The 25,593-nt window shown below is 72.4% G+C and carries 21 protein-coding genes; 14 read left to right on the top strand and 7 right to left on the bottom strand.

Annotated features, from left to right (window positions below):
* Positions 1–2 precede the first annotated feature (2 nt).
* From ACIPFH_RS31500 to ACIPFH_RS31465, 8 genes are all read left to right on the top strand, one after another.
* Positions 3–2,240: a molybdopterin oxidoreductase family protein gene (locus tag ACIPFH_RS31500; RefSeq protein ID WP_401831742.1), complete on the top strand. Its 2,238-nt coding sequence runs from the start codon at positions 3–5 to the stop codon at positions 2,238–2,240.
* Between the two features lie 141 nt (positions 2,241–2,381).
* Positions 2,382–3,806, top strand: a complete 1,425-nt coding sequence (locus ACIPFH_RS31495; RefSeq protein WP_401831739.1) for a CitMHS family transporter — start codon at positions 2,382–2,384, stop codon at positions 3,804–3,806.
* A 19-nt stretch (positions 3,807–3,825) separates the two neighbouring features.
* Complete coding sequence (locus ACIPFH_RS31490; protein WP_356254576.1) at positions 3,826–5,073, top strand: MFS transporter; 1,248 nt, start codon at positions 3,826–3,828, stop codon at positions 5,071–5,073.
* A 103-nt stretch (positions 5,074–5,176) separates the two neighbouring features.
* On the top strand, positions 5,177–6,034 hold the full coding sequence (locus ACIPFH_RS31485; RefSeq protein WP_401831738.1) for a hypothetical protein: 858 nt from the start codon (positions 5,177–5,179) through the stop codon (positions 6,032–6,034).
* The gene (locus ACIPFH_RS31480; protein WP_401831735.1) at positions 6,021–6,740 is read left to right on the top strand and encodes a class F sortase; all 720 of its coding nucleotides are present in this window, start codon (positions 6,021–6,023) and stop codon (positions 6,738–6,740) included. The genes ACIPFH_RS31485 and ACIPFH_RS31480 overlap by 14 nt, the downstream gene beginning before the upstream one ends.
* Before the next feature lie 237 nt (positions 6,741–6,977).
* A complete protein-coding gene (locus ACIPFH_RS31475; protein ID WP_401831732.1) occupies positions 6,978–8,315 on the top strand; it encodes an ABC transporter ATP-binding protein in 1,338 nt (445 codons plus the stop codon).
* Between the two features lie 202 nt (positions 8,316–8,517).
* The gene (locus tag ACIPFH_RS31470) at positions 8,518–9,906 is read left to right on the top strand and encodes an aldehyde dehydrogenase family protein (protein WP_401831729.1); all 1,389 of its coding nucleotides are present in this window, start codon (positions 8,518–8,520) and stop codon (positions 9,904–9,906) included.
* 15 nt (positions 9,907–9,921) lie between these two features.
* Entirely contained in the window at positions 9,922–11,004 is a 1,083-nt protein-coding gene (locus ACIPFH_RS31465) for a Zn-dependent alcohol dehydrogenase (protein ID WP_401831727.1), read from the top strand.
* A 329-nt stretch (positions 11,005–11,333) separates the two neighbouring features.
* Here the strand turns inward: ACIPFH_RS31465 and ACIPFH_RS31460 are convergent, their stop codons facing one another.
* The 3 genes from ACIPFH_RS31460 to ACIPFH_RS31450 all read right to left on the bottom strand — a co-directional run bounded on the left by ACIPFH_RS31460 (position 11,334) and on the right by ACIPFH_RS31450 (position 14,349).
* Complete coding sequence (locus ACIPFH_RS31460; RefSeq protein WP_401831724.1) at positions 11,334–12,350, bottom strand: DMT family transporter; 1,017 nt, start codon at positions 12,348–12,350, stop codon at positions 11,334–11,336.
* 309 nt (positions 12,351–12,659) lie between these two features.
* Positions 12,660–13,670, bottom strand: coding sequence for an ArsR/SmtB family transcription factor (locus ACIPFH_RS31455; protein ID WP_401831722.1), 1,011 nt, complete (start codon positions 13,668–13,670; stop codon positions 12,660–12,662).
* A 46-nt stretch (positions 13,671–13,716) separates the two neighbouring features.
* Entirely contained in the window at positions 13,717–14,349 is a 633-nt protein-coding gene (locus tag ACIPFH_RS31450; protein ID WP_401831720.1) for a TetR/AcrR family transcriptional regulator, read from the bottom strand.
* A 100-nt stretch (positions 14,350–14,449) separates the two neighbouring features.
* Between ACIPFH_RS31450 and ACIPFH_RS31445 the strand changes: the two genes are divergently transcribed.
* The 3 genes from ACIPFH_RS31445 (at position 14,450) to ACIPFH_RS31435 (ending at position 16,662) form a co-directional block, all read left to right on the top strand.
* Positions 14,450–15,601, top strand: coding sequence for an acyl-CoA dehydrogenase family protein (locus ACIPFH_RS31445; RefSeq protein WP_401831920.1), 1,152 nt, complete (start codon positions 14,450–14,452; stop codon positions 15,599–15,601).
* Between the two features lie 74 nt (positions 15,602–15,675).
* Positions 15,676–15,963 (top strand): YiaA/YiaB family inner membrane protein, encoded by a 288-nt coding sequence (locus ACIPFH_RS31440; RefSeq protein ID WP_020128241.1) that lies wholly within the window; start codon positions 15,676–15,678, stop codon positions 15,961–15,963.
* A gap of 72 nt (positions 15,964–16,035) precedes the next feature.
* Entirely contained in the window at positions 16,036–16,662 is a 627-nt protein-coding gene (locus ACIPFH_RS31435; protein ID WP_356254556.1) for a TetR/AcrR family transcriptional regulator, read from the top strand.
* 164 nt (positions 16,663–16,826) lie between these two features.
* On the opposite strand, the gene ACIPFH_RS31430 is transcribed toward ACIPFH_RS31435, so the two are convergent.
* Positions 16,827–17,288, bottom strand: a complete 462-nt coding sequence (locus tag ACIPFH_RS31430) for a MaoC family dehydratase (protein ID WP_401831719.1) — start codon at positions 17,286–17,288, stop codon at positions 16,827–16,829.
* A gap of 130 nt (positions 17,289–17,418) precedes the next feature.
* Between ACIPFH_RS31430 and soxR the strand changes: the two genes are divergently transcribed.
* A complete protein-coding gene (soxR, locus tag ACIPFH_RS31425) occupies positions 17,419–18,021 on the top strand; it encodes a redox-sensitive transcriptional activator SoxR (RefSeq protein ID WP_401831717.1) in 603 nt (200 codons plus the stop codon).
* Positions 18,022–18,448: 427 nt separating this feature from the next.
* Here soxR and ACIPFH_RS31420 read toward each other — a convergent pair whose 3' ends face one another.
* Positions 18,449–19,516, bottom strand: coding sequence for an RNA ligase (ATP) (locus ACIPFH_RS31420; protein WP_401831715.1), 1,068 nt, complete (start codon positions 19,514–19,516; stop codon positions 18,449–18,451).
* A 166-nt stretch (positions 19,517–19,682) separates the two neighbouring features.
* Between ACIPFH_RS31420 and ACIPFH_RS31415 the strand changes: the two genes are divergently transcribed.
* Positions 19,683–20,030, top strand: a complete 348-nt coding sequence (locus ACIPFH_RS31415; protein WP_401831714.1) for a hypothetical protein — start codon at positions 19,683–19,685, stop codon at positions 20,028–20,030.
* Between the two features lie 589 nt (positions 20,031–20,619).
* On the opposite strand, the gene ACIPFH_RS31410 is transcribed toward ACIPFH_RS31415, so the two are convergent.
* Positions 20,620–21,222, bottom strand: a complete 603-nt coding sequence (locus ACIPFH_RS31410) for a hypothetical protein (RefSeq protein WP_401831711.1) — start codon at positions 21,220–21,222, stop codon at positions 20,620–20,622.
* A 208-nt stretch (positions 21,223–21,430) separates the two neighbouring features.
* Between ACIPFH_RS31410 and ACIPFH_RS31405 the strand changes: the two genes are divergently transcribed.
* Positions 21,431–24,217 (top strand): penicillin acylase family protein, encoded by a 2,787-nt coding sequence (locus tag ACIPFH_RS31405; RefSeq protein ID WP_401831709.1) that lies wholly within the window; start codon positions 21,431–21,433, stop codon positions 24,215–24,217.
* A 23-nt stretch (positions 24,218–24,240) separates the two neighbouring features.
* On the opposite strand, the gene ACIPFH_RS31400 is transcribed toward ACIPFH_RS31405, so the two are convergent.
* Entirely contained in the window at positions 24,241–25,521 is a 1,281-nt protein-coding gene (locus ACIPFH_RS31400) for a serine-threonine protein kinase (RefSeq protein WP_401831707.1), read from the bottom strand.
* Positions 25,522–25,593 lie beyond the last annotated feature (72 nt).

Below are 25,593 nucleotides of genomic sequence, written 5' to 3'. Positions count from 1 at the left end.
CCGTGTCCCGCACCGCCCTGCGAATCTGCCCACTGTGCGAGGCCACCTGCGGGCTGACGCTCACCATCGAGGGAACGAAGGTCACCGGTGCCCGCGGCGACCGGGAGGACGTCTTCAGCAAGGGCTTCATCTGCCCCAAGGGCGCTTCCTTCGGCGCCGTCGACGGCGACCCCGACCGGCTGCGGACCCCCCTCGTGCGCCGCGCCGGGGAACTGCGCGAGGCCACCTGGGAGGAGGCCTTCGACGCGGTGGCCGCCGGGATCCGGCCGGTCGTCGAGCGGTACGGGGCGAACTCCGTGGGCCTCGTCCTCGGCAACCCCAACGTCCACACCATGGCCGGCGCGCTCTATCCGCCGGTCCTGATCGCCGGTCTCGGCACCCGCAGCCTCTTCACCGCCTCCACGGTCGACCAGATGCCCAAGCACGTCTCCAGCGGACTGCTGTTCGGCGACGCCAACGCGATCCCCGTGCCGGACCTGGACCACACCGACCACCTTCTTCTCATCGGCGCCAACCCCCTGGAATCCAACGGCAGTCTGTGCACCGCCGCCGACTTCCCCGGCAAGCTCAAGGCGCTCAAGGCCCGCGGCGGCACCCTCACCGTCATCGACCCGCGCCGTACCCGCACCGCGAAGCTCGCCGACCGGCACATCGCGATCCGGCCGGGCACGGACGCGCTGCTGCTCGCGGCCATGGCGCAGGTGCTGTTCGAGGAACTCCTCGTCGACCTCGCAGAGTTGACCCCGCACGTCGAAGGTCTCGACGAACTCGCCGAAGCCGTCCGGGACTTCACCCCCGAAGCGGTCACCGCCGCCTGCGACGTCGACGCCTCGCTCATCCGCGCCCTGGCCCGCGAACTCGCCGCCGCCCCCACCGCCGCCGTCTACGGCCGCATCGGCAGCTGCACGGTCCCCCACGGCACCCTCGCCAGCTGGCTCGTCGACGTCCTCAACATCCTCACCGGCAACCTGGACCGGCCCGGCGGGGCGCTCTTCCCGCAGGCAGCCACCGACCGCACGCCCCGCCCGGCCGGTCCCGGCCACGGCTTCCAGCTCGCGCGCTGGCACTCCCGGGTGAGCCGGCACCCCGAGGCCAAGGGCGAACTGCCGCTGTCGGCGCTCGCCGAGGAGATCGACACCGCGACGGCGGAGGGCGAGCCGATCCGCGCGCTCGTCGCCGTGGCCGCCAACCCCGTCCTGTCCGCCCCGGACGGCGACCGGCTCGACAAGGCGCTCGGCTCCCTCGACTTCATGGTCAGCGTCGACCCCTACCTGAACGAGACATCCCGCCACGCCGACGTCGTCCTGCCCCCGCCGCCGCCCTCGCAGAGCCCGCACCACGACTTCGCCTTCAACACCCTCGCCGTCCGCAACCAGGTCCGCTACAGCCGCCCGGCCGTCCCGCTCGAGCCCGGCCGGATGGCCGAGACCGAGATCCTCGCCCGGCTGATCCTGGCCGCCACCGGGATGCACGGCGCCGACCCGTCCGCCGTGGACGACCTGGTCATCGGCCAGACCCTCGGCAAGGCGGTCGGGGAAGCGCACTCACCCGTCCACGGCCGCGACCCGCAGGAACTCGCGGCAGCGCTCACCGGCGAGAGCGGCCCCGAACGCCGGCTGGACCTGATGCTGCGCCTCGGCCCCTACGGCGACGGCTTCGGCGCCCGCCCGGACGGCCTGGGCCTGACCCGGCTGCTCGCCCACCCGCACGGCATCGACCTCGGGCCGCTGGGCCCGCGCCTGCCCCAGCCGCTGAAGACGCGCAGCGGGCTGATCGAACTGCTGCCCCAGCCGATCGTCGACGATCTCCCGCGGCTGCGGGAGAGCATGCGGCAGCGGGCGGACGGGCTCGTCCTGGTCGGCCGCCGCCATCTGCGGTCCAACAACAGCTGGATGCACAACGTCCCCGCCCTCACCGGCGGCACCAACCGCTGCACCCTGCACATCCACCCCGAGGACGCCGAACGGCTCGGTGTGCGCGACGGCGCGCCGGTACGGGTGAAGGGCGCCGGGGGAGAGGTGACCGCGCCGGCCGAGGTCACCGACGGCGTGCGCCGGGGCGTCGTCAGCCTGCCGCACGGCTGGGGCCACGACCGTCCCGGCACCCGCCTGAGCCATGCCGCCGCCGACCCCGGGGTCAACGTCAACCAGCTCCTCGACGGCAGCCTGCTGGACCCGCTGTCGGGCAACGCGGTGCTCAACGGAGTGCCGGTAGAACTTGCACCCATAGCGGCCCGCTGACCTGAGCAAAGCTGTGACCTGGAGTTTTGCGCTTATTGCTCGCACGTCAACGTCTTGTTAACACCGTTTGAACGGACCTAACGTCAACGCACCGCCGACCCCCAGGTGGGATGTTCAAGGGCGAACGTTAGGTATCCATTCATGTTGACCATCCTCGGCTTTGCCATGATCGCGACCTTCCTGGTCCTGATCATGCTGAAGAAGATGTCGCCGATCGCGGCGCTCGTGCTGATCCCGGCACTGTTCTGCGTGTTCGTCGGGAAGGGCGCCAAGCTCGGTGACTACGTCATCGACGGCGTAACCAGCCTCGCCCCCACGGCGGCGATGCTCATGTTCGCGATCGTCTACTTCGGTGTGATGATCGATGTCGGCCTCTTCGACCCGATCGTCCGGGGCATCCTGAAGTTCTGCAAGGCCGACCCGCTCCGCATCGTCATCGGTACGGCGCTGCTCGCCGCGATCGTCTCCCTGGACGGCGACGGCTCCACCACCTTCATGATCACCGTCTCGGCGATGTACCCGCTGTACAAGCGCCTGAAGATGAGCATGGTCGTGATGACCGGTGTCGCGGCCATGGCCAACGGCGTGATGAACACGCTGCCCTGGGGCGGCCCGACCGCCCGGGCCGCCACCGCGCTGAAGCTCGACGCCAGCGACATCTTCGTGCCGATGATCCCTGCCCTGGCCGTGGGCCTGCTCTTCGTCTTCGTCCTCTCCTACGTCCTCGGCCGCCGTGAGCGGGCCCGGCTCGGCGTGCTGACGCTGGACGAGGTGCTGGTCGAGGACGTCGAGGAGAAGGAGACCGAGACGGTCCTGGTGGGCGCCGGCGGCTCCGGCGACGGCAGGCCCCCTGTACGGACGGGCGGCGTCGGCGCCGGTGCCGACGCGCAGGACGACACGGCGGACGAGGGCGACGACGACGGCTTCCAGGGCCTCGACCCGCACCGGGCCACCCTGCGCCCCAGGCTGTACTGGTTCAACGCGCTGCTCACGGTCGCGCTGCTGACCGCCATGATCATGGAGTACCTGCCGATCCCGGTGCTGTTCCTGATCGGCGCCGCGCTCGCCCTCACCGTCAACTTCCCGCACATCCCGGACCAGAAGGCCCGGCTCGCCGCCCACGCCGACAACGTCCTCAACGTCTCCGGCATGGTCTTCGCCGCCGCCGTCTTCACCGGCGTCCTCCAGGGCACCGGCATGGTCGACCACATGGCCAGGTGGATGGTGGACGTCGTCCCCGAGGGCATGGGCCCGCACATGGCCCTGGTCACCGGCGTCCTGAGCCTCCCGCTCACCTACTTCATGTCGAACGACGGCTTCTACTTCGGCGTCCTGCCGGTTCTCGCCGAGGCCGGCGCGGCGCACGGCGTCTCGCCGCTGGAGATGGCCCGTGCCTCGCTCGTCGGCCAGCCCCTGCACATGTCGAGCCCGCTCGTCCCGGCCGTCTACGTCCTCGTCGGCATGGCGAAGGTCGAGTTCGGCGACCACACGAGGTTCGTGGTCAAGTGGGCCGCCCTGACCTGCCTGGCGATCCTCGGTGCGGGCATCCTGTTCGGGATCATCTGACCGTCCCGTGGAGGAACTTGTGAGGCCCGGCAGGAACCGCGGCTGGCTGCTCCGTCTCGTCATCGCCTTCGGCTTCGCGCAGGGGGCGGTGTCGATGGCCCGGCCCGCCGTGTCCTACCGGGCCCTCGCGCTGGGCGCGGACGAGCGGGCGATCGGCGTCATCGCGGGTGTGTACGCGCTGCTGCCGCTCTTCGCCGCCGTACCGCTCGGCCGCCGCACCGACCACGGCCGCTGCGCACCCCTGCTGCCCGTCGGCGTGGTCCTGATATCCGGCGGCTGTGTGCTGAGCGGTGTGGCCGGTTCCCTCTGGACGATGGCTCTGTGGAGCGGGGTGATGGGGCTCGGCCATCTCTGCTTCGTGATCGGCTCCCAGTCGCTGGTGGCCCGCCAGTCCGCGCCGCACGAACAGGACCGCAACTTCGGCCACTTCACCATCGGCGCCTCCCTCGGCCAACTGGTCGGCCCGATCGCGGCCGGAGCGCTGATCGGCGGTGACGACATGGCGGGCAGCAGTGCGCTCGCCCTGCTCGTCGCCGGCGCCGGCTGCGCGGTCGCGTTCACCTCGCTGTGGCGCATCGAACATCGCGACACCGCGGTCAAGTCCCGTACGGAGCGAGGCGAGCGCATCCCCGTCGGCCGCATCCTGCACGCCCGGGGCGTTCCCGCCGGCATCCTCGTCAGCCTCTCCGTGCTGTCCGCGACCGACATCCTCACCGCCTACCTGCCGGTGGTCGGCGAACACCGGGGCATCGCGCCTTCCGTCGTCGGCGTCCTGCTCAGCGTCCGCGCGGCGGCCTCCATAGCCTGCCGGCTCGTCCTGACCCCGCTGCTGCGGCTGTTCGGCCGGACGTCGCTGCTCACCGTGACCTGCCTGCTGGCGGCCCTGTTGTGCGCCGGGATCGCGCTGCCGGTGCCCGTCTGGGCGCTGGGCCTGGTCCTCGCGGCGCTCGGCTTCTGCCTGGGCGTCGGACAGCCGCTGTCGATGACGACGGTCGTCCAGGCCGCGCCCGACGGCGCCCGGTCCACCGCCCTCGCGCTGCGCCTCACCGGCAACCGGCTCGGTCAGGTCGCCGCGCCCGCCGCCGCGGGGCTGGTGGCCGGGGTCGCGGGCGTGGCCGCGCCGTTCGTGATGCTGGGGGCACTGCTGCTGGTGTCGTCGGGGGTGGCGCTGCGGTCGCCGGGGGATCCGCGTGAGGACGCGGGAGCGGGGGCGGCCGTGCCCCGGCGCCGGTCCAGGTCCGGGTTGCGCCGGTCGAGCGATGTCTGACGGCGCGTCGGGCGGCGCTCCCACCGTCGTGGGCGCCGATGTGAAAGAGAGTCAGGTGCAAGAGCGATTTGTATGAAAATCGTCCTGACTCGGAGGAATGCGCATGTCCAGCTCGACGCTCCCGTCCGCCCTCGGCTCCCGCCTCGGCGTCACGGCCCTCACGGTGCTCGCCGCGGCGGGTTTCACCACTCTCTCGGCACCGTCCGCCATGGCCGTGGGGGAGGCCGGTGACATCAGGATCCACCGCGAGCAGGTACCCCCGGGCGTCTCCAAGGACGACCCGGTGGCCTGCCGGTTCTACCTCGACGCCGCCAACTTCGGTGAGCTGCCGACCGTCGCCTACACCATCAAGGCCCGGCCCCCGGCCCCCGACACCGCCACCGTCACCGGCAACATCACCCTGACCCAGGGGGCCGGGCACACCGACACCCTGGGGCTGGCCGAGGGGTCGTACACGCTGGAGTGGACCATCGCCGCCGGCGGGGACGTCCCGGTCCCCTCGCCCAAGGTGAAGGTCTTCAAGATCAGCTGCCCCGAGGGCCAGCGCGGCGGTAACGAGGGCCCGAACCGGCCGATCACGGACGACGGCCGCGAAGCCGCCGTGCCGAACGGCCCGGGCGGTGGCGGTCAGCCAGGCGGCGGCCAGAACGGCACCACGCAGAACGGCACCACGCAGAACGGCACCACGCAGAACGGCAGCGCGCAGGGCGCCGGCGGGCGCGAGGGCGGCGCTCAGGGCGGCGGCGCCTGGAGCGGCGAGAAGGGCGGCTCGGAGGGCGGCGGCGCCTGGAGCGGCGAGAAGGGCGGCCCGGAGGGCGGCGTGCACGCGGGCGGCGGCGGCCTCGCCGACTCCTCGCAGGCCTTCACCCCGCTGGCCGGAGCGGCGGCCGTCGGACTGGTGGCCGTCGGCGGATTCGCCTACTTCCGACTGATCCGCCGGCGCACCCATGGTGCCGCGTAGGCGCGTACGCAGGCCCTGGCACCGGACCCGTGCCTACCGCCTCATCAGGACGGCCGTGCTCACGGTCGTCCTGGTGACGGTCGGAGTCCGGTGCGGGGGGCACGACGGCCCGGTCACGGCGGCCCGGGCCGGGGAGGCGCCGTCCGGCGGGGCGCAGGCCGGCCCCGCCCCCGGGGACGACGCCGGCCAGGAGGACCGGGCGGCGGGGAGGACGGCGTCCGCGAGCCCCGCACCCCCGCCCCGCCCACTGCCCCGGTCCCCCGCGACCACCCTGCGCGTGCCCTCGCTGGGCATCACCGCCGCGATCGTCCCGCTCCGGCTCGGCCCGGACCGGCACCTCGGGACACCCCCGCTCGAGCGGCCCAAGCTGGTCGGCTGGTACGGGGGCGGCCCCACACCGGGCGAGCGGGGCACGGCCGTCGCCGTCGGCCACCGCGACACCAAGACCGGCCCAGCGGTTTTCGCCGGCCTCGCGCGCGTGGCCCGGGGCGCCCGGATCGAGGCCCGGCGCGCCGACGGACGCACCGCCGTGTACACCGTGGACCGGGTGCGAGTCTTCGACAAGGCCACCTTCCCCGACAAGGAGGTGTACGGCCCGACCCGCCGACCCGAACTGCGCATTCTCACGTGCGGGGGCCTCTTCCGGCAGGCGACGGGATACACCAGCAACGTCGTCGTCTTCGCCCATCTGACGGCGACCCGCTGACCCGCCGCCGGGCCGAACCCGTCGCTCGCATCCCCGGGGCCGTCGCTCACTGAACCGGACAGTCCGGTTTCTCACCAGTCGGACGGGAGCGTCCGATCCGGGCGTGTCTCTTCCCCCGGGCGTGCACGGTCCGTTAACTTCCGTGACTCACAAGCCCCGTTCGACCGCACGGGGCAGGTCGGACAGCGAAGTACCGGCCGGGCCCGCCCGGCACACGAGTCCCCGGGGACACTTCTCATGACACGCGCCATCTCGTTGCACGACGTCAGCAAGGTCCACGACCGAGGTGTCCGGGCCGTGGACAGGCTGTCGCTGGACATCGCGCCCGGCGAGTTCCTGGTCCTGCTGGGCCCCTCGGGCTGCGGCAAGTCCACCGTGCTCCGCATGATCGCGGGCCTGGAGCAGATCACGGAGGGCGAGTTGCGGCTCGACGGCGACTACGCCAACGATCTGGCGCCCTCGGGGCGGGACATCGCGATGGTCTTCCAGAACTTCGCCCTGTACCCGAACATGACCGGCCGCGACAACATCGGCTTCCCGCTGCGCATCGAGGCCCCGGGCGCCGACCCGGGCCCCCGTGTGGACGCCACCGCCCGGATGCTCGGCATCGAGGACCTCCTCGACCGTTTCCCCGGCCAGCTCTCCGGCGGCGAACGCCAGCGCGTCGCCATGGGCCGGGCCATCGCCCGGCACCCGTCCGCCTTCCTGATGGACGAGCCGCTGTCCAACCTCGACGCCAAACTCCGCAACCACCTTCGGGCCGAGATATCCAAGCTGACCAGGGAGCTGGGCGTCACCACGGTCTACGTCACCCACGACCAGGCCGAGGCCATGTCGCTCGGCGACCGGGTCGCGGTACTGCGCGGCGGCGTCCTCCAGCAGGTGGGCACCCCGCGCTCGGTCTACGCCCTGCCGCGCAACGTCTTCGTCGCCGCCTTCATCGGCACCCCGCGCATCAACCTCCTGCGCGGCCTGGTCCGCGCCCCGCTCGACGGGGCCATGACGATCAGCCTCGGCAAACAGGCCCTGCGGCTGCCCGAACCCCACTCCCTGGACCACAAGCTGCTGCGCGTGCAGCAGGGCCGGGAGGTGATCGTCGGGCTGCGCTCGGAGGCGGTCCGGATCGCCACGCCGGCCGAAGCCAGGCCCGGCGAGACGCACATCACCGGCCTGGTGGAGCACGTGGAGTTCCAGGGCCACGAGGTGCTGGTCCACTTCAACACCGGCTCACGGCTCGCGGTCGTCCCGGAACTGGAGGCGCCCCGCCCGGTCCGGCGGCCGCCCCGGCGCCGCCGCCGGGAGAACAGCGTCCTGGGGCTGCTCCGCAAGGGTGCGGGCGGTCTGCGGTCCGGTCCGGTCGGCGTGCTGGACGAGCCGTCGGAGCGGGACCGGCCGCCCACGTCCACGGAGGGCCGCCCCCTCGGCGACCTCGTCGTGCGCACCACCCCCGACTTCGACCTCCGGCACGGCATGCAGGTCCCGCTGCTCGTCGACATCGCCCATCTCTTCGTCTTCGACCAGCACGGCGAGCGCATCAGCCCGGCCCCGGCCCGGCTGCCGGACCTGGACGAGTGAGGAGTCGTCGTACGGCCGCTGGAAGGCCGCGAGGCCGGCGGTGGCCACCCGCGGACGCACGCCGGTGTCTCCGTCGGCCGACCGCTGTGCCGGGGAACACCGTCTTCCGGTGCCGCTGCCCTTCGGCCGTTTCCTCTGGTGCCGGAAAACTATCAACGCTAGTTTAGGTTGCGGACGACGAGGCCCGCCCGAAGGGAACGCGATGAAGGCACACGACGGCATCTACCTCGACGGCGCCTGGCGCCCGGCAGCGGGACAGGAGGTGATCGAGGTCGTCAATCCGGTGGACGAGCAGGTGATCGGCCGGGTCCCGGCGGGCGACGCCGACGACGTCGACGCCGCCGTCCGGGCCGCCCGCGCCGCACTGCCCGCCTGGGCCGCGACCCCGCCCGCCGAACGCGCGGGCCGCCTGACCGCCCTGCGGGACGCCCTGGCGGCCCGCAAGGACGAGATCGCCGAGACGGTCACCGCCGAACTCGGCTCCCCGCTGCCCTTCTCCCAGGCCGTCCACGCGGCGCTGCCGATCGCGGTGGCGGGCTCCTACGCCGAGCTGGCGGCGACCCACTCCTTCGAGGAGAAGGTCGGCAACTCGATCGTCCACCACGAGCCGATCGGCGTGGTCGGCGCGATCACTCCCTGGAACTACCCGCTGCACCAGATCGTCGCCAAGGTCGCCCCGGCCCTCGCCGCGGGCTGCACGGTGGTCCTGAAGCCCGCCGAGGACACCCCGCTCACCGCCCAGCTCTTCGCCGAGGCGGTCCACGAGGCGGGCGTCCCGGCCGGGGTCTTCAACCTGGTCACCGGCCTCGGCCCGGTCGCCGGCCAGGCCCTGGCCGAACACCCCGGCGTCGACCTGGTGTCCTTCACCGGCTCCACGGCCGTGGGGCGGCGGATCGCGGCGACGGCGGGCGCGGCCGTCAAGAAGGTCGCCCTCGAACTCGGCGGCAAGTCCGCCAACGTCATCCTGCCCAGCGCCGACCTGGCCAAGGCGGTCAACGTCGGCGTCGCCAACGTGATGTCCAACTCCGGGCAGACATGCAGCGCCTGGACCCGGATGCTCGTCCACCGCGACCAGTACGAGGAGGCGATCGGACTCGCCGCCGCGGCGGCCGCCAAGTACGGCGACCGCATCGGCCCGGTCGTCAACGCCAAGCAGCGGGAGCGCGTGCGCGGGTACATCGAGAAGGGCGTCGCCGAGGGCGCGCGGCTGGTCGCGGGCGGGCCCGAATCCCCGCGCCGACAGGGCTACTTCGTCAGCCCCACGGTCTTCGGCGACGTCACCCCCGACATGACGATCGCCCAGGAGGAGATCTTCGGCCCGGTGCTGTCCGTGCTGCGCTACGAGGACGAGGAGGACGCCCTGCGGATCGCCAACGGCACGGTCTACGGGCTCGCGGGCGCCGTCTGGGCCGGCGACGAGGCGGAGGCGGTGGCCTTTGCCCGCCGCCTGGACACCGGCCAGGTCGACATCAACGGCGGCCGCTTCAACCCGCTGGCGCCCTTCGGCGGTTACAAGCAGTCGGGCGTCGGCCGCGAGCTCGGAACGCACGGCCTCGCCGAGTACCTCCAGACCAAGTCCCTCCAGTTCTAAGGGAGTCAACCGAACATGGCTGTCCGCGCCGCCGTACTCCCCGCCGTCGGAGCTCCGTTGGAGATCACCGAGATCGAACTCCCCGATCCGGGCCCCGGCCGGGTCCGGGTCCGGCTCGCCGCCGCCGGGGTCTGTCACTCCGACCTGTCCCTGTCCGACGGCACCATGCGCGTACCGGTACCCGCCGTCCTGGGCCACGAGGGCGCGGGCACGGTCGTCGCCGTCGGCGAGGGCGTCGAGCACCTGGCGCCCGGCGCCGACGTCATCCTCAACTGGGCGCCTTCCTGCGGAAGTTGTCACCCCTGCTCGCTCGGCGAGGTGTGGCTGTGCGTGAACGCCCTCAACGGAGCGGCGGAGGTGTACGCCCGTACCACGGACGGGACGGACCTCCACCCCGGGCTGAACGTGGCCGCCTTCGCCGAGGAGACGGTCGTCCCGGCCTCCTGCGTCCTCCCGCTGCCGGACGGCATCCCCCTCACCGACGCGGCCCTGCTCGGCTGCGCCGTGCTCACCGGGTACGGCGCCGTCCACCACTCCGCCCGGGTCCGCGCCGGCGAGACGGTCGCCGTCTTCGGCGTCGGCGGAGTCGGCCTGGCCACCCTCCAGGCGGCCCGGATCGCCGGCGCCTCGACGATCGTCGCCGTCGACGTCTCCCCCGAGAAGGAGGAGCTGGCACGGGCGGCGGGCGCCACGGAGTACGTGGTCGCCTCCGAGCGGACCGCCCGCGACATCCGCGCCCTCACCGGCAAGCAGGGGGTCGACGTGGCCGTGGAATGCGTGGGCCGCGCGGTCACCATCCGGACGGCCTGGGAGTCGACCCGGCGCGGTGGCCGCACCACGGTCGTCGGCATCGGCGGCAAGGACCAGCAGGTCACGTTCAACGCCCTGGAACTCTTCCACTGGGGCCGCACCCTCTCGGGCTGCGTCTACGGAAACTCCGACCCGGCGAAGGACCTCCCGGTCCTGGCCGACCACGTCCGGGCGGGCCGTCTGGACCTGAGCGCCCTGGTGACGGAACGCATCACCCTGGAGGACATCCCGGGAGCCTTCGACAACATGCTGGCAGGCAAGGGCGGACGGGCGCTGGTGGTGTTCTGAGGACGAGCCCACCGGGGCGGTCCGGGCCGCCCGGGGCCGACAACATGCAGCCGGGCAGCCGGTGCCCCGTCCCGGAAACCCCCGCTTCTCCGGCCCCGCCGCTCCGGCTCCGGCGGCTGCCGCTCCGGCCGCTCCCGCTCCGGCAGCTGCCGCTCCGGCCGCTTGCGGCTCCCGTTCGCGCGGCGTACGCGGCTTCGACGCGGGCGGGCAGCCGGGTAGCCGGGTAGCGGGGCAGCGCGGGCGTTCGGGGAGCGCGGGCGGCCGAGAGTTCGGGCAGCGCGGGCCGCCGAGCGCCCGTGGCGTTCCGACGGGGCCTCACCCGGGCGGTCTCAGCGTGCCCGGGGGCTGACCTCCCGGTCGGGCCCCGTCTCGGGAAGCCCCGCTTCTGCCGCCCCCGCTTCTCCCGCTCCGGCCCCCGCCGCTCCGGCCGCTTGCGGCTCCCGCTCGCGCGGCGTACGCGGCCTCGACCGCGACACCGCCACACCTGCCAGGCACAGCACTCCACCGGCGAGCGTGAGCATCCCCGGGACCTCGCCCAGCGCCAGCCACGACATCAGGACGACCAGCGCGGGCACCGCGTACGTGGTCGCCCCCATGCGGCTCGCGGTCGTCCGGGCCAGGGCGTACGCCCAGGTGGTGAAGGCGAGTGCGGTCGGGAAGACGCCCAGGTAGACCATGTTGAGCGTCGCGGAGACCGGCGCGTCGGCCGCCTCGTGGACCAGCTGACCCGCGAACGGCAGACACACCACCGCACCGATGACACACCCGAACGTCGTCACCTGCAGGGCGCTCGCCCGGCCCAGGGCCGGCTTCTGCGCGACGACCCCGCCCGCGTAACCGAAGGCCGCGAGCAGACACAGCACCACTCCGAGCACCGACGATCCGCCCTCGCCCGACATGGACAGTCCCACCGCGACCGCGCCCGCGAACGACACCGCCATCCCGGCCAGCAGCCGTGGCGGCATCACGTCCCCGAGCAGGCGCGCGCCGAGCAGGGCGATGAGGATCGGCCCGATGTTCACCACCAGCGCCGCCGTCCCCGCGTCCACCTGCTGCTCGCCCCAGTTGAGGACGACCATGTAGAAGCCGAACCACAGCACGCCCGACACGGCGATCCCGCGCCAGGCGGACCTCGGCGGCCACCCCGCACGTCGTACGGCGCAGATGACGCCCAGCACCAGGGCCCCGGAGGCCAGCCGCCCTAGGGCCAGCGCCCCCGGCGAGTACGCGTCGCCCGCACTGCGGATCGACACGAAGGCGGAGGCCCACAGGACGACGGTCACGGCTGCCGCACCGGCGGCGAGCAACTCGGTACGACGTTCGGTTCGCCGGGGGCTGTTCATCATGCTCCTCAGGCTAGGAGGGTGAGGGGATCGTAGGCTCGCGGTTTTCGGACGAGGGGCCGGGGCGTGCCACACGGAGGGGCCGCGCCGGGGGCTTGATCGGGCCCGGCGTGCGAGCCGGCCCCGGCAGCGGCCCCGGCAACGCCGAGGGTCCTGCTGTGCGCCCCCGCCGAGGGTCGGTGTGAGCCCCCGGCCGGGAGGTCGACGCGGGCTTCGTCCAGGGTCGGCGTGAGTCCCCGCCCAGGCTCGGCGTGAGCCCTCGCCGGGAGGTGCACGGGCCCCAACCGAGGCCTCGCGGTGGCGTCGTGCGGGTCAGCGCAGCGCTGCCGCCTCGATGTCCAGCAGTTCGGCCAGCGCCCGCTCGCCCGCCGCCGTCACCCTCACGGCACGCTCCGAGCCGATGCGCACGCACCACCCCGCGTCGAGGGCGTGCCGGCACAGGGCCGCGCCGGCCGCACCCGCCAGGTGGGGGCGGCGCTCGGTCCAGTCGAGGCAGGCACGGGCGAGCGGCCGGCGGGTCGCGAGGTCGAGCGCGATCCCACTGTCCTCGAACCACCGTAGCCCCGCCCCGGTCAGCGCGAACCCGGTCGCCCGCTCCTCGGCTGCCGGTGCCGTGCGTCCGCCCATGCCGAGCCTCTCCGACCGCGCCCGGAGCGCCTCCGCCCCCGCGCCGTCCGGCCGGGCCACACGTGCCCTCGCCCCCGCGTCTTCCGGACACGCCGGACGCGCTCCCGCCCCGGCTCCCGCGTCTTCCGTACGTGCGCTCGCTGCCGCTGCCGCTGCCGCTGCTGCTGCTGCCGCCGCCGTGCCGTCAGGCCGTACCGCGGGCGTCTCCGCGCGCTCTCCGGCGGTCCGTTCCTCCGGGCCGTTCGCCGGGCTCAGCAGCCCGCGGGCGGTGAGCGCGTCCGTGACGGTGATGCCGAGGCGGCCGGCGAGGTGGTCGTAGCAGGTGCGGCCCCGGGCCATCGCCGAGCCGGCGCTCGCGGCACGCAACGTGCGCGGCCGGCCGGCGGGATCCGGGGCGACCTGAGCGGCCAGGTCCTCCACGAGCTGGGCGATCCGGGTGCCGGCGAGCCGTACGTACCGGTGCCGCCCCTGTCGTTCCTCGGCGAGCAGACCGCCCGCCACCAGCTTGCCCAGATGCTCGCTCAGCGTCGACGCGGCCACGCCCGCGTGCCGGGCCAGCTCGCCTGCGGTCCACGCCCGCCCGTCGAGCAGCGCCAGCAGGCAGGCGGCCCGCGTCTCGTCGGCGACCAGCCCGGCGAGAGCGGCCAGCCCCGGCGCCCGTGCGTCCCTGTCGTTCCCGGTGTCCGTGATGCTCACGTGGTCCAGCATGCGCGACGGACGCTTCGGTGACCGCCGAACCGTGCTAGGGCAACTGCGCGAACTGCTGGGAGAGCCCGTCCAGCAAGGCCGTCAGACCGGTCTCGAACGCCCGCTCGTCGATCTTCTCCTGCTGCTCGGCGAGGAGGTGGGCCTGTCCGAGGTGCGGGTAGTCGGCGGGGTCGTAGGCGCTCACGTCGTCGACGAAGCCGCCGGCGAACGAGCCGAGCGCGGAGCCCATGACGAAGTACCGCATGAGCGCGCCGATGGAGGTGGCCTGCGCGGGCGGCCACCCGGCGCGGACCATCGCGCCGTACACCGCGTCGGCCAGCCGCAGCCCGGCCGGCCGACGTCCGGGTCCCTGGGCCAGCACCGGGACGATGTTCGGGTGGTCGCGCAGGGCGGCGCGGTACGAGACGGCCCAGTCGCGCAGCGCGGTCCGCCACTCCCGGCCGTCCTCGAACATCGACAGGTCGACCTGCGCGCTCACCGAGTCCGCGACGGCCTCCAGGATCTCGTCCTTCGTGCGGAAGTGGTTGTACAGCGAGGGCCCGCTGACCCCCAGTTCGGCGGCGAGCCGTCGGGTGGAGACGGCCGGCAGGCCCTCCGCGTCCACGAGCGTCCGTGCGGTCTCGACGATCCGGTCGGTGCTGAGGAGGGGCTTGCGCGGTCGGGCCATGGCGCACATAGTAGGGCTGCGCAGTGAAAACTAGCAGTGCTAATTTAATTGGCAATCGTGAAGCGGTCCTGAAGACCTTCCCCTGTGAGGTGATCTCGTGGTGAATCTGGCGCTCAGCGAGGAGCAGGAGGCCGTCCGGCGGCTCGCCAGGGACTTCGTGAACCGCGAGGTCGCCCCGCACGTCGTCGCCTGGGACCGTGCCGAGGACATCGACCGCTCCCTCGTGAAGAAGCTCGGCGAGGTCGGCTTCCTCGGCCTGACGATCGACGAGGAGTACGGCGGATCGGGCGGCGACCACCTCGCGTACTGCCTGGTCACCGAGGAGCTGGGCCGCGGGGACTCGTCCGTGCGCGGCATCGTGTCCGTCTCTCTCGGGCTGGTCGCGAAGACCGTCGCGGCCTGGGGGAGCGAGGAACAGAAGCGGCGCTGGCTGCCGGGGCTGACGTCCGGCGAGTACGTCGGCTGCTTCGGGCTCACCGAACCCGGCACCGGCTCGGACGCCGGCAACCTCGAGACCCGCGCGGTCCGCGACGGCGACTCCTACGTCATCAGCGGCACGAAGATGTTCATCACCAACGGGACCTGGGCCGACGTGGTCCTGCTCTTCGCCCGCTCGACGGACGCGCCGGGCCACAGGGGCGTCTCCGCGTTCCTCGTCCCCACCGACACCCCCGGCCTGAGCCGCCGAGCGATCCACGGCAAGCTCGGCCTGCGCGGCCAGGCGACCGCCGAACTGGTCCTGGACGACGTCCGGGTCCCCGCCTCCGCGATGCTGGCGCCCGAGGGCAAGGGCTTCTCCGTCGCGATGTCGGCGCTCGCCAAGGGCCGCATGTCGGTCGCGGCCGGCTGCGTCGGCATAGCGCAGGCCGCGCTGGACGCGGCGGTGCGGTACGCGGGCGAGCGCGAGCAGTTCGGCAGGAGCATCGCCCACCACCAACTCGTCCAGGAACTGATCAGCGACATCGCGGTCGACGTCGACGCGGCGCGGCTGCTGACCTGGCGGGTCGCCGACCTGATCGACCGGGGCCTGCCCTTCGCCACCGAGTCCTCCAAGGCCAAGCTCTTCGCCTCGGAGGCCGCCGTCCGCGCCGCCAACAACGCCCTCCAGGTCTTCGGCGGCTACGGCTACATCGACGAGTACCCGGCGGGCAAGCTCCTGCGCGACGCCCGCGTGATGACCCTCTACGAGGGCACCAGCCAGATCCAGAAGCTGCTCATCGGGCGGGCGCTGACGGGGGTCTCGGCGTTCTGAGAGGCAGCACCTGAGTACGCGTCTGAGTACGTGCGCGGATGTGGCGCGGACCACCTCCGCCGAAGCTTGTCCCCATGAGTGACACACCGGTCAAACAGCAGAGCACGGCGGCGTTCTACGGACAGGCCGTCGCCTCCTTCGGTATCGCCATCGCGGCCACCGCCATCGGCATCTACAACCTCCACACCGACGCCTGGGTGCGCGGCTTCCTGGCGATCGCCGTCCTGTATCTGGTGACCTCCGCCTTCACGCTGGCGAAGGTGATCCGCGACCGTCAGGAGGCCGGGCAGATAGTGAGCCGGGTGGACCAGGCCCGCCTGGAGAAGCTCCTCGCCGACCACGACCCCTTCGAGAAGATCTGAGCAGGCACTCTAAGCGGCCGCTCACCTTCGGCGGTATGGTGTAGCTCCTGTACCGAGAGGGGCGAACGAGCGATGAGTACGGCGGAGGAGACGGCCGGCGGCGAGATCGAGCCGTGGGAAGAGGTCACCCCTGACGCGGCCCGGCGACTGCTGGTCGCGGCCGTGGAGGCCTTCGCCGAGCGCGGCTACCACGCGACGACGACCCGTGACATCGCGGGCCGCGCGGGTATGAGCCCGGCCGCCCTCTACATCCACTACAAGACCAAGGAAGAGCTGCTGCACCGCATCAGCCGGATCGGCCACGACCGGGCGCTGGGCATCCTGCGCCAGGCGGCCGCCGGCGAGGGTGACGCCACCGGTCGCCTCGCGGACGCGGTGAGCTCCTTCGTCCGCTGGCACGCCGGACGGCGCACCACGGCCCGGGTCGTCCAGTACGAACTGGACGCGCTCGGCCCCGACGCCCGCGCCGAGATCCTCGATCTGCGCCGGCAGGTGGACGCCGAGGTCCGGGGGATCATCGAGGACGGCGTCGCGAGCGGCGAGTTCACCGTGCTGGACGTGCACGGCACGACGCTCGCCGTGCTGTCCCTCTGCATCGACGTGGCCCGCTGGTTCAACGTCGACGGCCCCCGCACACCCGAAGAGGTCGGCGCGCTGTACGCCGACCTCGTGCTGCGGATGGTGGGCGCGGCGAAGTAGCGCCCGAGGGTGACAGCGCCTGCGGGGAGCAGGGCTCACGGGCGGCAGCACCTGCGGAGAACAGGGCGCACGGGTGGCAGCGCCTGCGGAGACCAGGGCACACGGGTCGCGGCGCCTGCCGGCGGGCCCTGCTGCCGGTGACAGGGCTCTGCCGGCGGCTGGGGCTACAGGTAGTACCGGGACACCGACTCCGCCACGCATACGGGCTTGTCCCCGCCGTCGCGCTCCACGGTGAAGGCGACGGCGACCTGGACGCCGCCGGTGACGTCCTCGACGCCGGTGATCGTGGCGGTGGCGCGCAGCCGCGAGCCGACGGGCACCGGGGCGGGGAAACGGACCTTGTTCGTGCCGTAGTTGACGCCCATCTTCACGTTCTCGACCTTGATCAGCTGCGGCCCGAAGAGGGGCAGCAGGGAGAGCGTGAGGTAGCCGTGCGCGATGGTGGTGCCGAAGGGGCCGGCGGCGGCCTTCTCCGGGTCGACGTGGATCCACTGGTGGTCCCCGGTGGCCTCCGCGAAGAGGTCGATCCGCTTCTGGTCGACCTCCAGCCAGTCGGTGTACCCCAGCTGCTCGCCCACCGCCGCCTTCAGTTCGTCGGCGGACGTGAAGATCCTCGGCTCTGCCATGTCTGCGGCCCTCTCGCGTCACTCGCTGCCCATGTCACCATGCCATAGGTCTAAGCAACTGCTTAGCATGCTCGGACCGGGGGTCGATGTCAACGGATCCGGGGGTGAGGCGATGGGTAGGCTTCGAGGGGTGCCCCAGATTCCCGAGAAGATCCACGAGCTCACGGTCGGCCAGCTCGCCGCGCGCAGCGGCGCCGCCGTCTCCGCCCTGCACTTCTATGAGTCGAAGGGGCTGATCAGCAGCCGCCGCACGGCGGGCAATCAGCGCCGCTACCACCGTGACGCGCTGCGTCGCGTCGCCTTCGTCCGCGCGGCGCAACGCGTCGGCATCCCGTTGGCCACGATCCGGGATGCCCTCGCCGAACTCCCCGAGGAGCGCACCCCGACCCGGGAGGACTGGGCTCGTCTGTCGCAGGCATGGCGCACGGAGCTGGACGAACGCATCAAGCAGCTCAACCGTCTTCGCGACCACCTCACCGACTGCATCGGCTGTGGCTGCCTGTCCCTCGCCACCTGCGTCCTGTCCAACCCGGACGACGCGTTCGGCGAACGGGGCTCCGGCTCAAGGCTGTTGGTGGAGAGGCGGACACGGCAGAAGGCCGAGGCGGGACGGACCGCCGCGGTGGGAAGGGCCGCGGCGGGGCCGGCGGGGCGGGCGGGTGCGGACCTGAGCGCGCCCCGCGCGAGCGAGGCGGGCACGAGCGCGGGGGAACCTGCACCCGGCTGCTGCTGAGCGCCCCGGCCCCGATCCCACGCCGGACCAGGCCCCCGGGCCCCGGCCGCCAGGCGAGGCCGCGTACACCGCCCGCCGGGGCCCTTACCGCGACCTGTCCGTCATTCGTAGGGAGTTCCAGCGCGCCCCGACCGAGCCCCCGCCCACCGGAAGCTGGGCGGCCGCCCCGGTAGCCCGCCACGAGCGCGATGCCGCAGCCGATCAGCGAGTCCACCAGGCGGAGCGGCAGGAGCGCCGTGCCCTGGTGGGCGGGCGGCCCTCGGGTATCCCTGGTCTCACGGCCTTCCGAGCCCTCGGCCCCCGTCTCCGGGTTCCCGGGCCCCCGGGCTCCGAAGTCAGGCCCCTCGCGTACCCCGGTCACCCCGGTCCACCCGGGCGCCTGGTTCACCCGGCGCGTTCCCGCCCCCGTCCCCGGGTGGTCCCGCGCTCACTCGTACTCGGTTCCGCCCTTGCGGGTCAGGTATGCGCCGCTGACCGCCTTCGCGATCGCCCTGCCTCCCGTGACGGGGCTGTGCCGCTCGACGGCCGGCCGGATCACCACTCCCTCGCGCAGGTGCAGTCCGCGTCCGGACACCGTCTCGCGGCCGGTCGCGATCTCCAGGACCCGCTCGCTGTCGTACGGGCCTTCGAACAGGCGTGGAACAAGGGGCAGTTCGCCGTCCAGCAGATCCGCCGCGTCCAGCCAGCGCACCGTGCCGTCGATCTCGGCGGACACGTCGAACACCGCGTATCCGAGGGTCTCGCGTCGGCCGTCCGCGCCGTAGGTCAGATCCTGCACGCCCGCCCCGAACACCTCGCCGAAGACGCCTATCCGGCGCGCTCCCAGCCGCTCGGCGAGACGGGCCGCGGCCTCGGGTACGCCATGGCCGCGTACGGCTCGCCAGTACAGGTTGCCCGGATCCTCCTTCAGGGCGAGGGACTTGGCACCGAAGCCCTTGGAGGAGACGTACACCCGCTCCTCGTCCGCGACATACGTCAGCAGGCACGCCGAGCCGTGCAGTTTCTCGGTCAGGACCACCGGCTCGCCGGGTGCGAAGAGGTCGGGGTAGCGCTGGATGTTCTCGATGTCGACCCACGGCAGCAGATCCGGCGCAGCTTCGACGTCGCCGTTCATGGTCGGCGGGATCGGCGGCACCCACTTGACGATGCCCAGCCGCTCCGCGAAGTCGGTGCCCTCCGCCGCGGCCAGCGCCAGGTCGACGTCCGCCAGCGCCTTCGGCCGGCACACGATCCCCTGTGACAGCTCGCCCCGCAGCCGTACCGCCTTCACCCGGTCCGACCCGCTGCCCGCCAGCCGCCCGGTCAGCCCCAGTTCCTCGATCAGCCCGGTGGGAAGCACGGACTGCTCGGGGATGTACAGGGCGGCCTCGCCGGTGCGGTAGGCGCCCTTGGCGACGACGGCCCGGTACAGGCCGACCTGCGCCAGTTCGAGGGCGTCGGCGTCGGGGTGTTCGTGGACGGTCAGCACTTCGGCGGTGACGCGCAGCGTCGACATCAGGGGCTCCTTCAAGTCCTGGGCCGCATACCTCAGTTGGATTTCATCGCCCCCAACTCTCCCCGCTCGGAAAGGGGTGGAGCGAACCGAATAGCGGTTGGTAACGTCGTTCTCTTCGGCCGACGGTGACGCCGCCGCGCACGGAGTCCGGACGGGACCGACTCCCTTGTTCTCAACCGCCCTTGCCGCTGCCCTCGCCGACATCGACACGGTCTTCGACGGCTTCGCCGGCCCGGACGAGACGGGCTGCGGCTTCTGCCACGCGCCCGAGGAGGCCGCCTATGTGCGTACGCCGGACGTCCCGGTGCCCGTGGACGTGGTGCGGTACTACCTCTTCGAGGTGAGCGACCACTTCACCGACCACCCCGCCGCGATGCGGCGCCTGCTGCCGCAGGCCGCACGGGCGATGGCCGACGGCAGCCTGGGCGCGATCGGCCATTCGGCCATCGGGTGGAGCCGCGTGGACCGGCGCTCGTGGCCGGCCGGGCAGTCCGCCGCGTCGAGGCCTTCCTGATCGCCTGGTGGCAGGACGCCCTCACCACCCCCGAGCCGCCGTACGGCATCGACGACATCTTCGACACCTGCGTCACGGCAGCCAGAACCGTGACCCCGTTCCTGGACGGGTGGGTCCCGGGCCCGGTCGCCGACGCGCGGCCGGCCCACTGCGCCGACGTCTGGCTCTACGACCTGCTGTCCGACTCCTCCCCGTTCCCCTGGGGGTATGGACAGCGAGGACGCCGGCGTCGCGGAGCTGCGCACCTGGCCGGCGGGGCCCGGAGCCGTCCGGCTGCGCCATGGGGGAGCCCGGCCTGGCCGTCCGCTCGGAACTCCTCGCGCTGCCGGAGGACGAGCGCTGGGCTCACCCGTACTGGGCCGGAGCCGAGGCCGCCGACCGAGCGTTGGGCGAAGCCCGTTACGCGTCCCGGCAGGGTCGGCGTGTGCGCGACGGACGCGGAGATCCCCGGGCGAAGGAAACCGAGACCGGCGGAGGGCGGCTGGAATCACGCCGGACCGGCAGAATCGGGGGTGCGGCATCCCCGGCGCACCCCCGCCGTGTTCACAGGCCGGCCACGGGCCGGCCTTGGGCAGAGCTCAGGCCGGTGTCAGGCCGACACCAGCAGTCGTCCGCCCCTGGCGTACGCCAGGACCTCGGGAGTGAGTACGGGGCGCGGTACGAGAATTCCGCAGTCCGCACAGACCGGACCCGCCGACGGTTCGTGATCCAGGTCGTACCTCCAGGGCAGCCGCTCGCCGCCGCACACCGGGCAGCCGGAGCCCGGCGCGCGCTCCAGCGCGGCGATCAACCTGCGCAGGACCTCCGCCAGCGGCTCACGGGGGTGCAGCCGCGGGTCGTCGCACCAGGCGACGCCGAAACCGCCCCAGGTCAGCCGGTGCCAGTCGTCCACGGTGCCGGGCCTGCGCAGCCCGTCGTGCTTCTCCTTCTTGCGACGCTCGGCGAACTCGACCTCATAGGCCAGCCACACCGCCCGCGCCTCCTCCAGCTCGTCCAACGCGGCCACGAGCCGCGCCGGATCGGGGGAGCGGTCCTCCGGGCCGAACCCGGCCCGGGAGGAAAGATGGTCCCAGGTCGCCCTGTGGCCGTAGGGAGCGAACCGCTCAAGGCACTTGCGCAGCGAGTACCGCCGCAGCGCCAGATCGCAACGCGGGTCTCGCACCTGTCTCGCCAGACTCCGGAAACCGGCCATCGCCTTGCACCTCCGTCACATCTGTACCTGTACTTCGGTCACTTCGGCGTCGTCGTACGGACGTCGTCGAATAGACGTATCGACATGCGATTCGGCTCCATCCGATCTCCGATGACCTCCACCTGCCGAAAACTTGACGCATGTTCATCTTCAATCCCGGGGATACCGGCGGTAACCTTCCGGCCACCCCCGTCGCTAGGAGCAGCCGATGCCTCGGCGAACCCCACGCAGCACTCTCGACAGACTGAGAACTCCCGGCAGATTCCCCGGGTTCCTGAAGACCGCCTCCGTATGCGCCCTGATCGCCGGTCTTTTGTCGCCGATTACCCAAGTGGCGGCAGCCGCCGAGGTCACGGCCGCGAACGACTACTGCGGCGGCCAGTGCTCCGACATCCTGCCGCCCGGCGAGAACGGCAACGCCACCCTGGCGCAGATCCTCCTCAACCAGGCCTTCGGCACCCAGCCCGAGCACGCCGAGGACCAGCTCGGTCCCTACGCCAACCTGGCCAAGGGCTACCCCACGCTCACCAACGCCACGATCAACACGTTCTTCAACGACGCGTCGTTCGGTGTCGCCTCCGATCAAGTCGCCTCCACCCTGAGCCCCGCGGGCCGCAGCGACGTGACGATCGTCCGCGACAAGAAGACGGGCGTGCCGCACATCACCGGTACCACCAGATACGGCACCGAGTTCGGCGCCGGGTACGCGGCGGCCCAGGACCGGCTGTGGCTCATGGACGTCTTCCGGCACGTCGGCCGCGGCCAGCTCACCGCCTTCGCGGGCGGCGACCCCTCCAACCAGGGTCTCGAGCAGCAGTTCTGGCGCAACGCTCCGTACACCGAGGCAGACCTCCAGGCCCAGATCGACAACGCCGTCGCCACGAACGGCACCCGCGGCCAGCAGGCGCTCGCCGACGCCAACGCCTACCTCGCCGGCATCAACGCCTACATCGACGCCTCCGACAGCGGCCGCTACTTCCCCGGTGAATACGTGCTGACCGGCCACAAGGACTCAGTCACCAACGCCGGCACCATCGACCGCTTCAAGATCACCGACCTGGTGGCGCTGGCCTCGGTCATCGGCGCGCTCTTCGGCTCGGGCGGTGGCGGCGAGGTCAACAACGCGGTGTCGCTGCTCGCCGCGCAGGAGAAGTACGGCGTGCAGCAGGGCACTCAGGTCTGGGAGGCGTTCCGCGAGCGCAACGACCCCGAGGCCGTCCTCACCGTCCACAACGGCCAGAGCTTCCCCTACGCCGCCAAGCCGGCGACCCCGCAGGGCGAGGCGCTGCCCGACACCGGCTCGGTGACCGCGCAGCCGCTGGTCTACGACGCCACGGGCACCGGGGGTGACGCCACGGCCTCCGCCACCTCCGCGACGGCGACCGCGACCGCCCTCAGCTCGGCCAGGCGAGGCATGTCCAACGCCCTCGTCGTCAGCGGCCAGGCCACCGCGAGCGGACACCCGATCGCCGTCTTCGGCCCGCAGACCGGCTACTTCGCCCCGCAGTTGCTCATGCTCCAGGAGATCCAGGGCCCGGGCATCAGCGCCCGCGGCGCCTCCTTCGCGGGCCTGAGCATGTACGTCGAACTCGGCCGCGGCCAGGACTACGCGTGGAGCGCCACGACCTCCGGCCAGGACATCATCGACAGCTACGCGGTCGAACTCTGCCAGGACGACTACCACTACCTGTACCACGGCACCTGCACGGCCATGGACGTGGTGGAGCAGAAGAACGCCTGGAAGCCGACCACCGCCGACGGGACGGCCGCCGGTTCGTACACCATGCGCGTGTACCGCACCAAGTACGGTCCCGTGGAGTACCGGGCGACCGTGGGCGGCAAGAAGGTCGCCTACACGACCCTGCGCTCGTCCTACATGCACGAGGCCGACTCGATCATCGGCTTCCAGATGCTGAACGACCCGGACTACGTCAAGAGCCCGCAGACCTTCCAGAGCGCGGTGCAGCACATCAACTACACCTTCAACTGGTTCTACGCCGACTCCACGCACACCGCGTACTACAACAGCGGCGACAACCCGGTACGGGCGAGCGGCGTCGACGCCGAGTTCCCGGTGTGGGCACAGGCGGCGTACGAGTGGAAGAACTGGGTCCCGGCCACCAACACGGCCGATTACACCCCGGCCTCGGCGCATCCCAACTCCATCGACCAGGACTACTACATCTCCTGGAACAACAAGCAGGCCAAGGACTACTCGACGGCTTCCTGGGGCGACGGGTCCGTGCACCGCGGCAACCTGCTGGAGGACCGGGTGAAGAAGCTGGTCGCGGCCGGTGGCGTCACGCGCGCGTCCCTGACGAAGGCGATGGCGGACGCGGCGCTCGCGGACCTGCGCGCCGAGGACGTCCTGCCCGACCTGCTGAAGGTGGTCAACAGCTCCACGGTCACCGACTCCACGGCCGCGGCCGCGGTGACCAAGCTCCAGGCCTGGCTGACGGCGGGCGGCAAGCGGACGGAGACGACGGCCGGTTCGAAGACGTACGCCGACGCCGACGCGATCCGCATCCTGGACGCCTGGTGGCCGCTGCTGGTGAAGGCCGAGTTCGAACCCGGCCTCGGCACCGGCCTGTACACGGCGCTGACCGCGAACCTGCCGATCGACGAGACCCCGTCGGCCGCCCACGGTCCGACCGGGGCACACGCCGGCAGCTCCTTCCAGTACGGCTGGTGGAGCTATGTCGACAAGGACATCCGGGCCGTGCTCGGCGAGACGGTGCAGGGCGGGCTGACGCAGAAGTACTGCGGCGGCGGCACGCTCACGGGCTGCCGGGACATCCTCATCAGCACCCTGAAGGAGGCGGCGGGCAGGACCGCGGCCCAGGTCTACCCGGGCGACACCCTGTGCGCGGCGGGCAACCAGTGGTGCGCCGACTCGATCGTCCAGCGCACCCTGGGCGGCATCAAGCACGGCAACATCGGCTGGCAGAACCGGCCCACCTTCCAGCAGGTGGTCGAGTTCACGTCACACCGGTAGTTCCCACGACGGCGGGTCGCGTCCTAACGGATCCGGCCCGCCGCCAGCACCAGCCGCGCCAGCTCGGGGTGCACGATGTCACTGTGCGCCCCGGCCGGCGCCCCGCCGCGCCTGACCACCGCCGCCGCGTCGACGTTCACGCACCCCGACTTCGGCAGCGGCCCGGACAGCGCGTCGGCGAGCACGCACGCGTGCGTGCCCTGCACGGCCTGCACCCCGTCGTGCCCCATGGCACCCCACTTGACGCCCAGCACCTCCCCGACGAGCCCCTGAGCATCGCCCGCCATCCGCGAGGCCAGCGGGTACATCGTGCTCAGCGCCTGGTCGAACCGCGAGTAGCAGCACACCAGAGGGCCGTCGATCCGGTTCTGCCGGCCCCGGAGGACTCCTTGCGGGGCGAACGCGTAGTGCGAGAAGGCCCCTTGGAGCAGCGTCACCGACTTCACCGTGCGCACCCCCTCCGGCAGCCCGCGCAGCGCGAACGACACCAGTCGCCCGCCGAAGCTGTGCCCCACCAGATGCACCCGAACGGCCGGCGCCACCGCCGCCAACCGCCCCACGAGCGGGCCGAGTCCACGCTCACCCACCGTCCCGGCGCGCCGCTTCATCGCGTAGTACGTCGCCTGCCGCAGTAACTCGTGCGCCCCGTCCCACGGGTTGGGCAGCGCGAACTCCGGGGCCGACGATGCGGATACCAGGCCGGCCAGAGCCCGTCCGAACTCCTCGCAGGCCACCGTCGTCGAGCAGGCGAACATCTCCGGCTCGTCCTGCGGCGCCCCCTCCGTCAGCGTGTCCGCCGCGCACAGTGCCTGCGGTCCCGTCGGCGCCACGTCCACCAGGAGCCGCACCAGCCGCCCGAACTCCTCCAGTTCGGATTCCTCGGCCGGCCGCCGTTCCAGCAGCCGCGCGATCCGGTCGACCACATCGGCCCGGCCCGGGAACGTCTCCAGGAGCGCGCGACGGGTGTCCCCGTCCAGCGCCGGGCGCCGGATCTCCGCGGCCGCCGCGGAGCGGGGGAAGTCGGGGATCGGCTCGTCGGAGAAGCGCATCGACGGCCACACCACGCCCACGTACCCGATGCTCGCCGCCGGGGCGAGTGCGGGGATCGGTGCGAAGAAGCGGCTATAGAGGCGGGTCGCGCCGGAGCGGTCGCTGTTCCAGCCGTGCGAGAAGACGATCAGGTCACGGACCCCGCGCCGGCCCACCTCGGCCAGCAGCCGGTCCCGGCGTGCGCCGTCGACGTCCCCGTCGGCGTCGAAGGTCAGCTCCCAGTAGGGCGTCACGCTCATCGCCGGATCCGCCATCACAGGCCCCCTCGTCCACCCGCAGGGATGCGCCCAGCGCGGGCATCGTCCTGCGAACTCGGGCAATTGGCC

Origin of the sequence: Streptomyces sp. NPDC088157 (genome assembly GCF_044741545.1) — a bacterium.
Lineage (GTDB): Bacteria > Actinomycetota > Actinomycetes > Streptomycetales > Streptomycetaceae > Streptomyces.
This window is presented reverse-complemented; position numbering and strand designations above follow the sequence as displayed.

Excerpts from the sequence above, each read along its gene's own strand:
- ACIPFH_RS31465 (WP_401831727.1), top strand. The coding sequence starts at position 9,922 with ATGGCTGTCCGCGCCGCCGTACTCCCCGCCGTCGGAGCTCCGTTGGAG.
- ACIPFH_RS31485 (WP_401831738.1), top strand. The coding sequence starts at position 5,177 with ATGTCCAGCTCGACGCTCCCGTCCGCCCTCGGCTCCCGCCTCGGCGTC.
- ACIPFH_RS31470 (WP_401831729.1), top strand. The coding sequence starts at position 8,518 with ATGAAGGCACACGACGGCATCTACCTCGACGGCGCCTGGCGCCCGGCA.
- ACIPFH_RS31440 (WP_020128241.1), top strand. The coding sequence starts at position 15,676 with ATGAGTGACACACCGGTCAAACAGCAGAGCACGGCGGCGTTCTACGGA.
- ACIPFH_RS31420 (WP_401831715.1), bottom strand. The coding sequence starts at position 19,516 with ATGTCGACGCTGCGCGTCACCGCCGAAGTGCTGACCGTCCACGAACAC.
- ACIPFH_RS31405 (WP_401831709.1), top strand. The coding sequence starts at position 21,431 with ATGCCTCGGCGAACCCCACGCAGCACTCTCGACAGACTGAGAACTCCC.
- ACIPFH_RS31475 (WP_401831732.1), top strand. The coding sequence starts at position 6,978 with ATGACACGCGCCATCTCGTTGCACGACGTCAGCAAGGTCCACGACCGA.
- ACIPFH_RS31460 (WP_401831724.1), bottom strand. The coding sequence starts at position 12,350 with ATGATGAACAGCCCCCGGCGAACCGAACGTCGTACCGAGTTGCTCGCC.
- ACIPFH_RS31435 (WP_356254556.1), top strand. The coding sequence starts at position 16,036 with ATGAGTACGGCGGAGGAGACGGCCGGCGGCGAGATCGAGCCGTGGGAA.
- ACIPFH_RS31400 (WP_401831707.1), bottom strand. The coding sequence starts at position 25,521 with ATGGCGGATCCGGCGATGAGCGTGACGCCCTACTGGGAGCTGACCTTC.
- ACIPFH_RS31410 (WP_401831711.1), bottom strand. The coding sequence starts at position 21,222 with ATGGCCGGTTTCCGGAGTCTGGCGAGACAGGTGCGAGACCCGCGTTGC.
- ACIPFH_RS31495 (WP_401831739.1), top strand. The coding sequence starts at position 2,382 with ATGTTGACCATCCTCGGCTTTGCCATGATCGCGACCTTCCTGGTCCTG.
- ACIPFH_RS31450 (WP_401831720.1), bottom strand. The coding sequence starts at position 14,349 with ATGGCCCGACCGCGCAAGCCCCTCCTCAGCACCGACCGGATCGTCGAG.
- ACIPFH_RS31430 (WP_401831719.1), bottom strand. The coding sequence starts at position 17,288 with ATGGCAGAGCCGAGGATCTTCACGTCCGCCGACGAACTGAAGGCGGCG.
- ACIPFH_RS31480 (WP_401831735.1), top strand. The coding sequence starts at position 6,021 with ATGGTGCCGCGTAGGCGCGTACGCAGGCCCTGGCACCGGACCCGTGCC.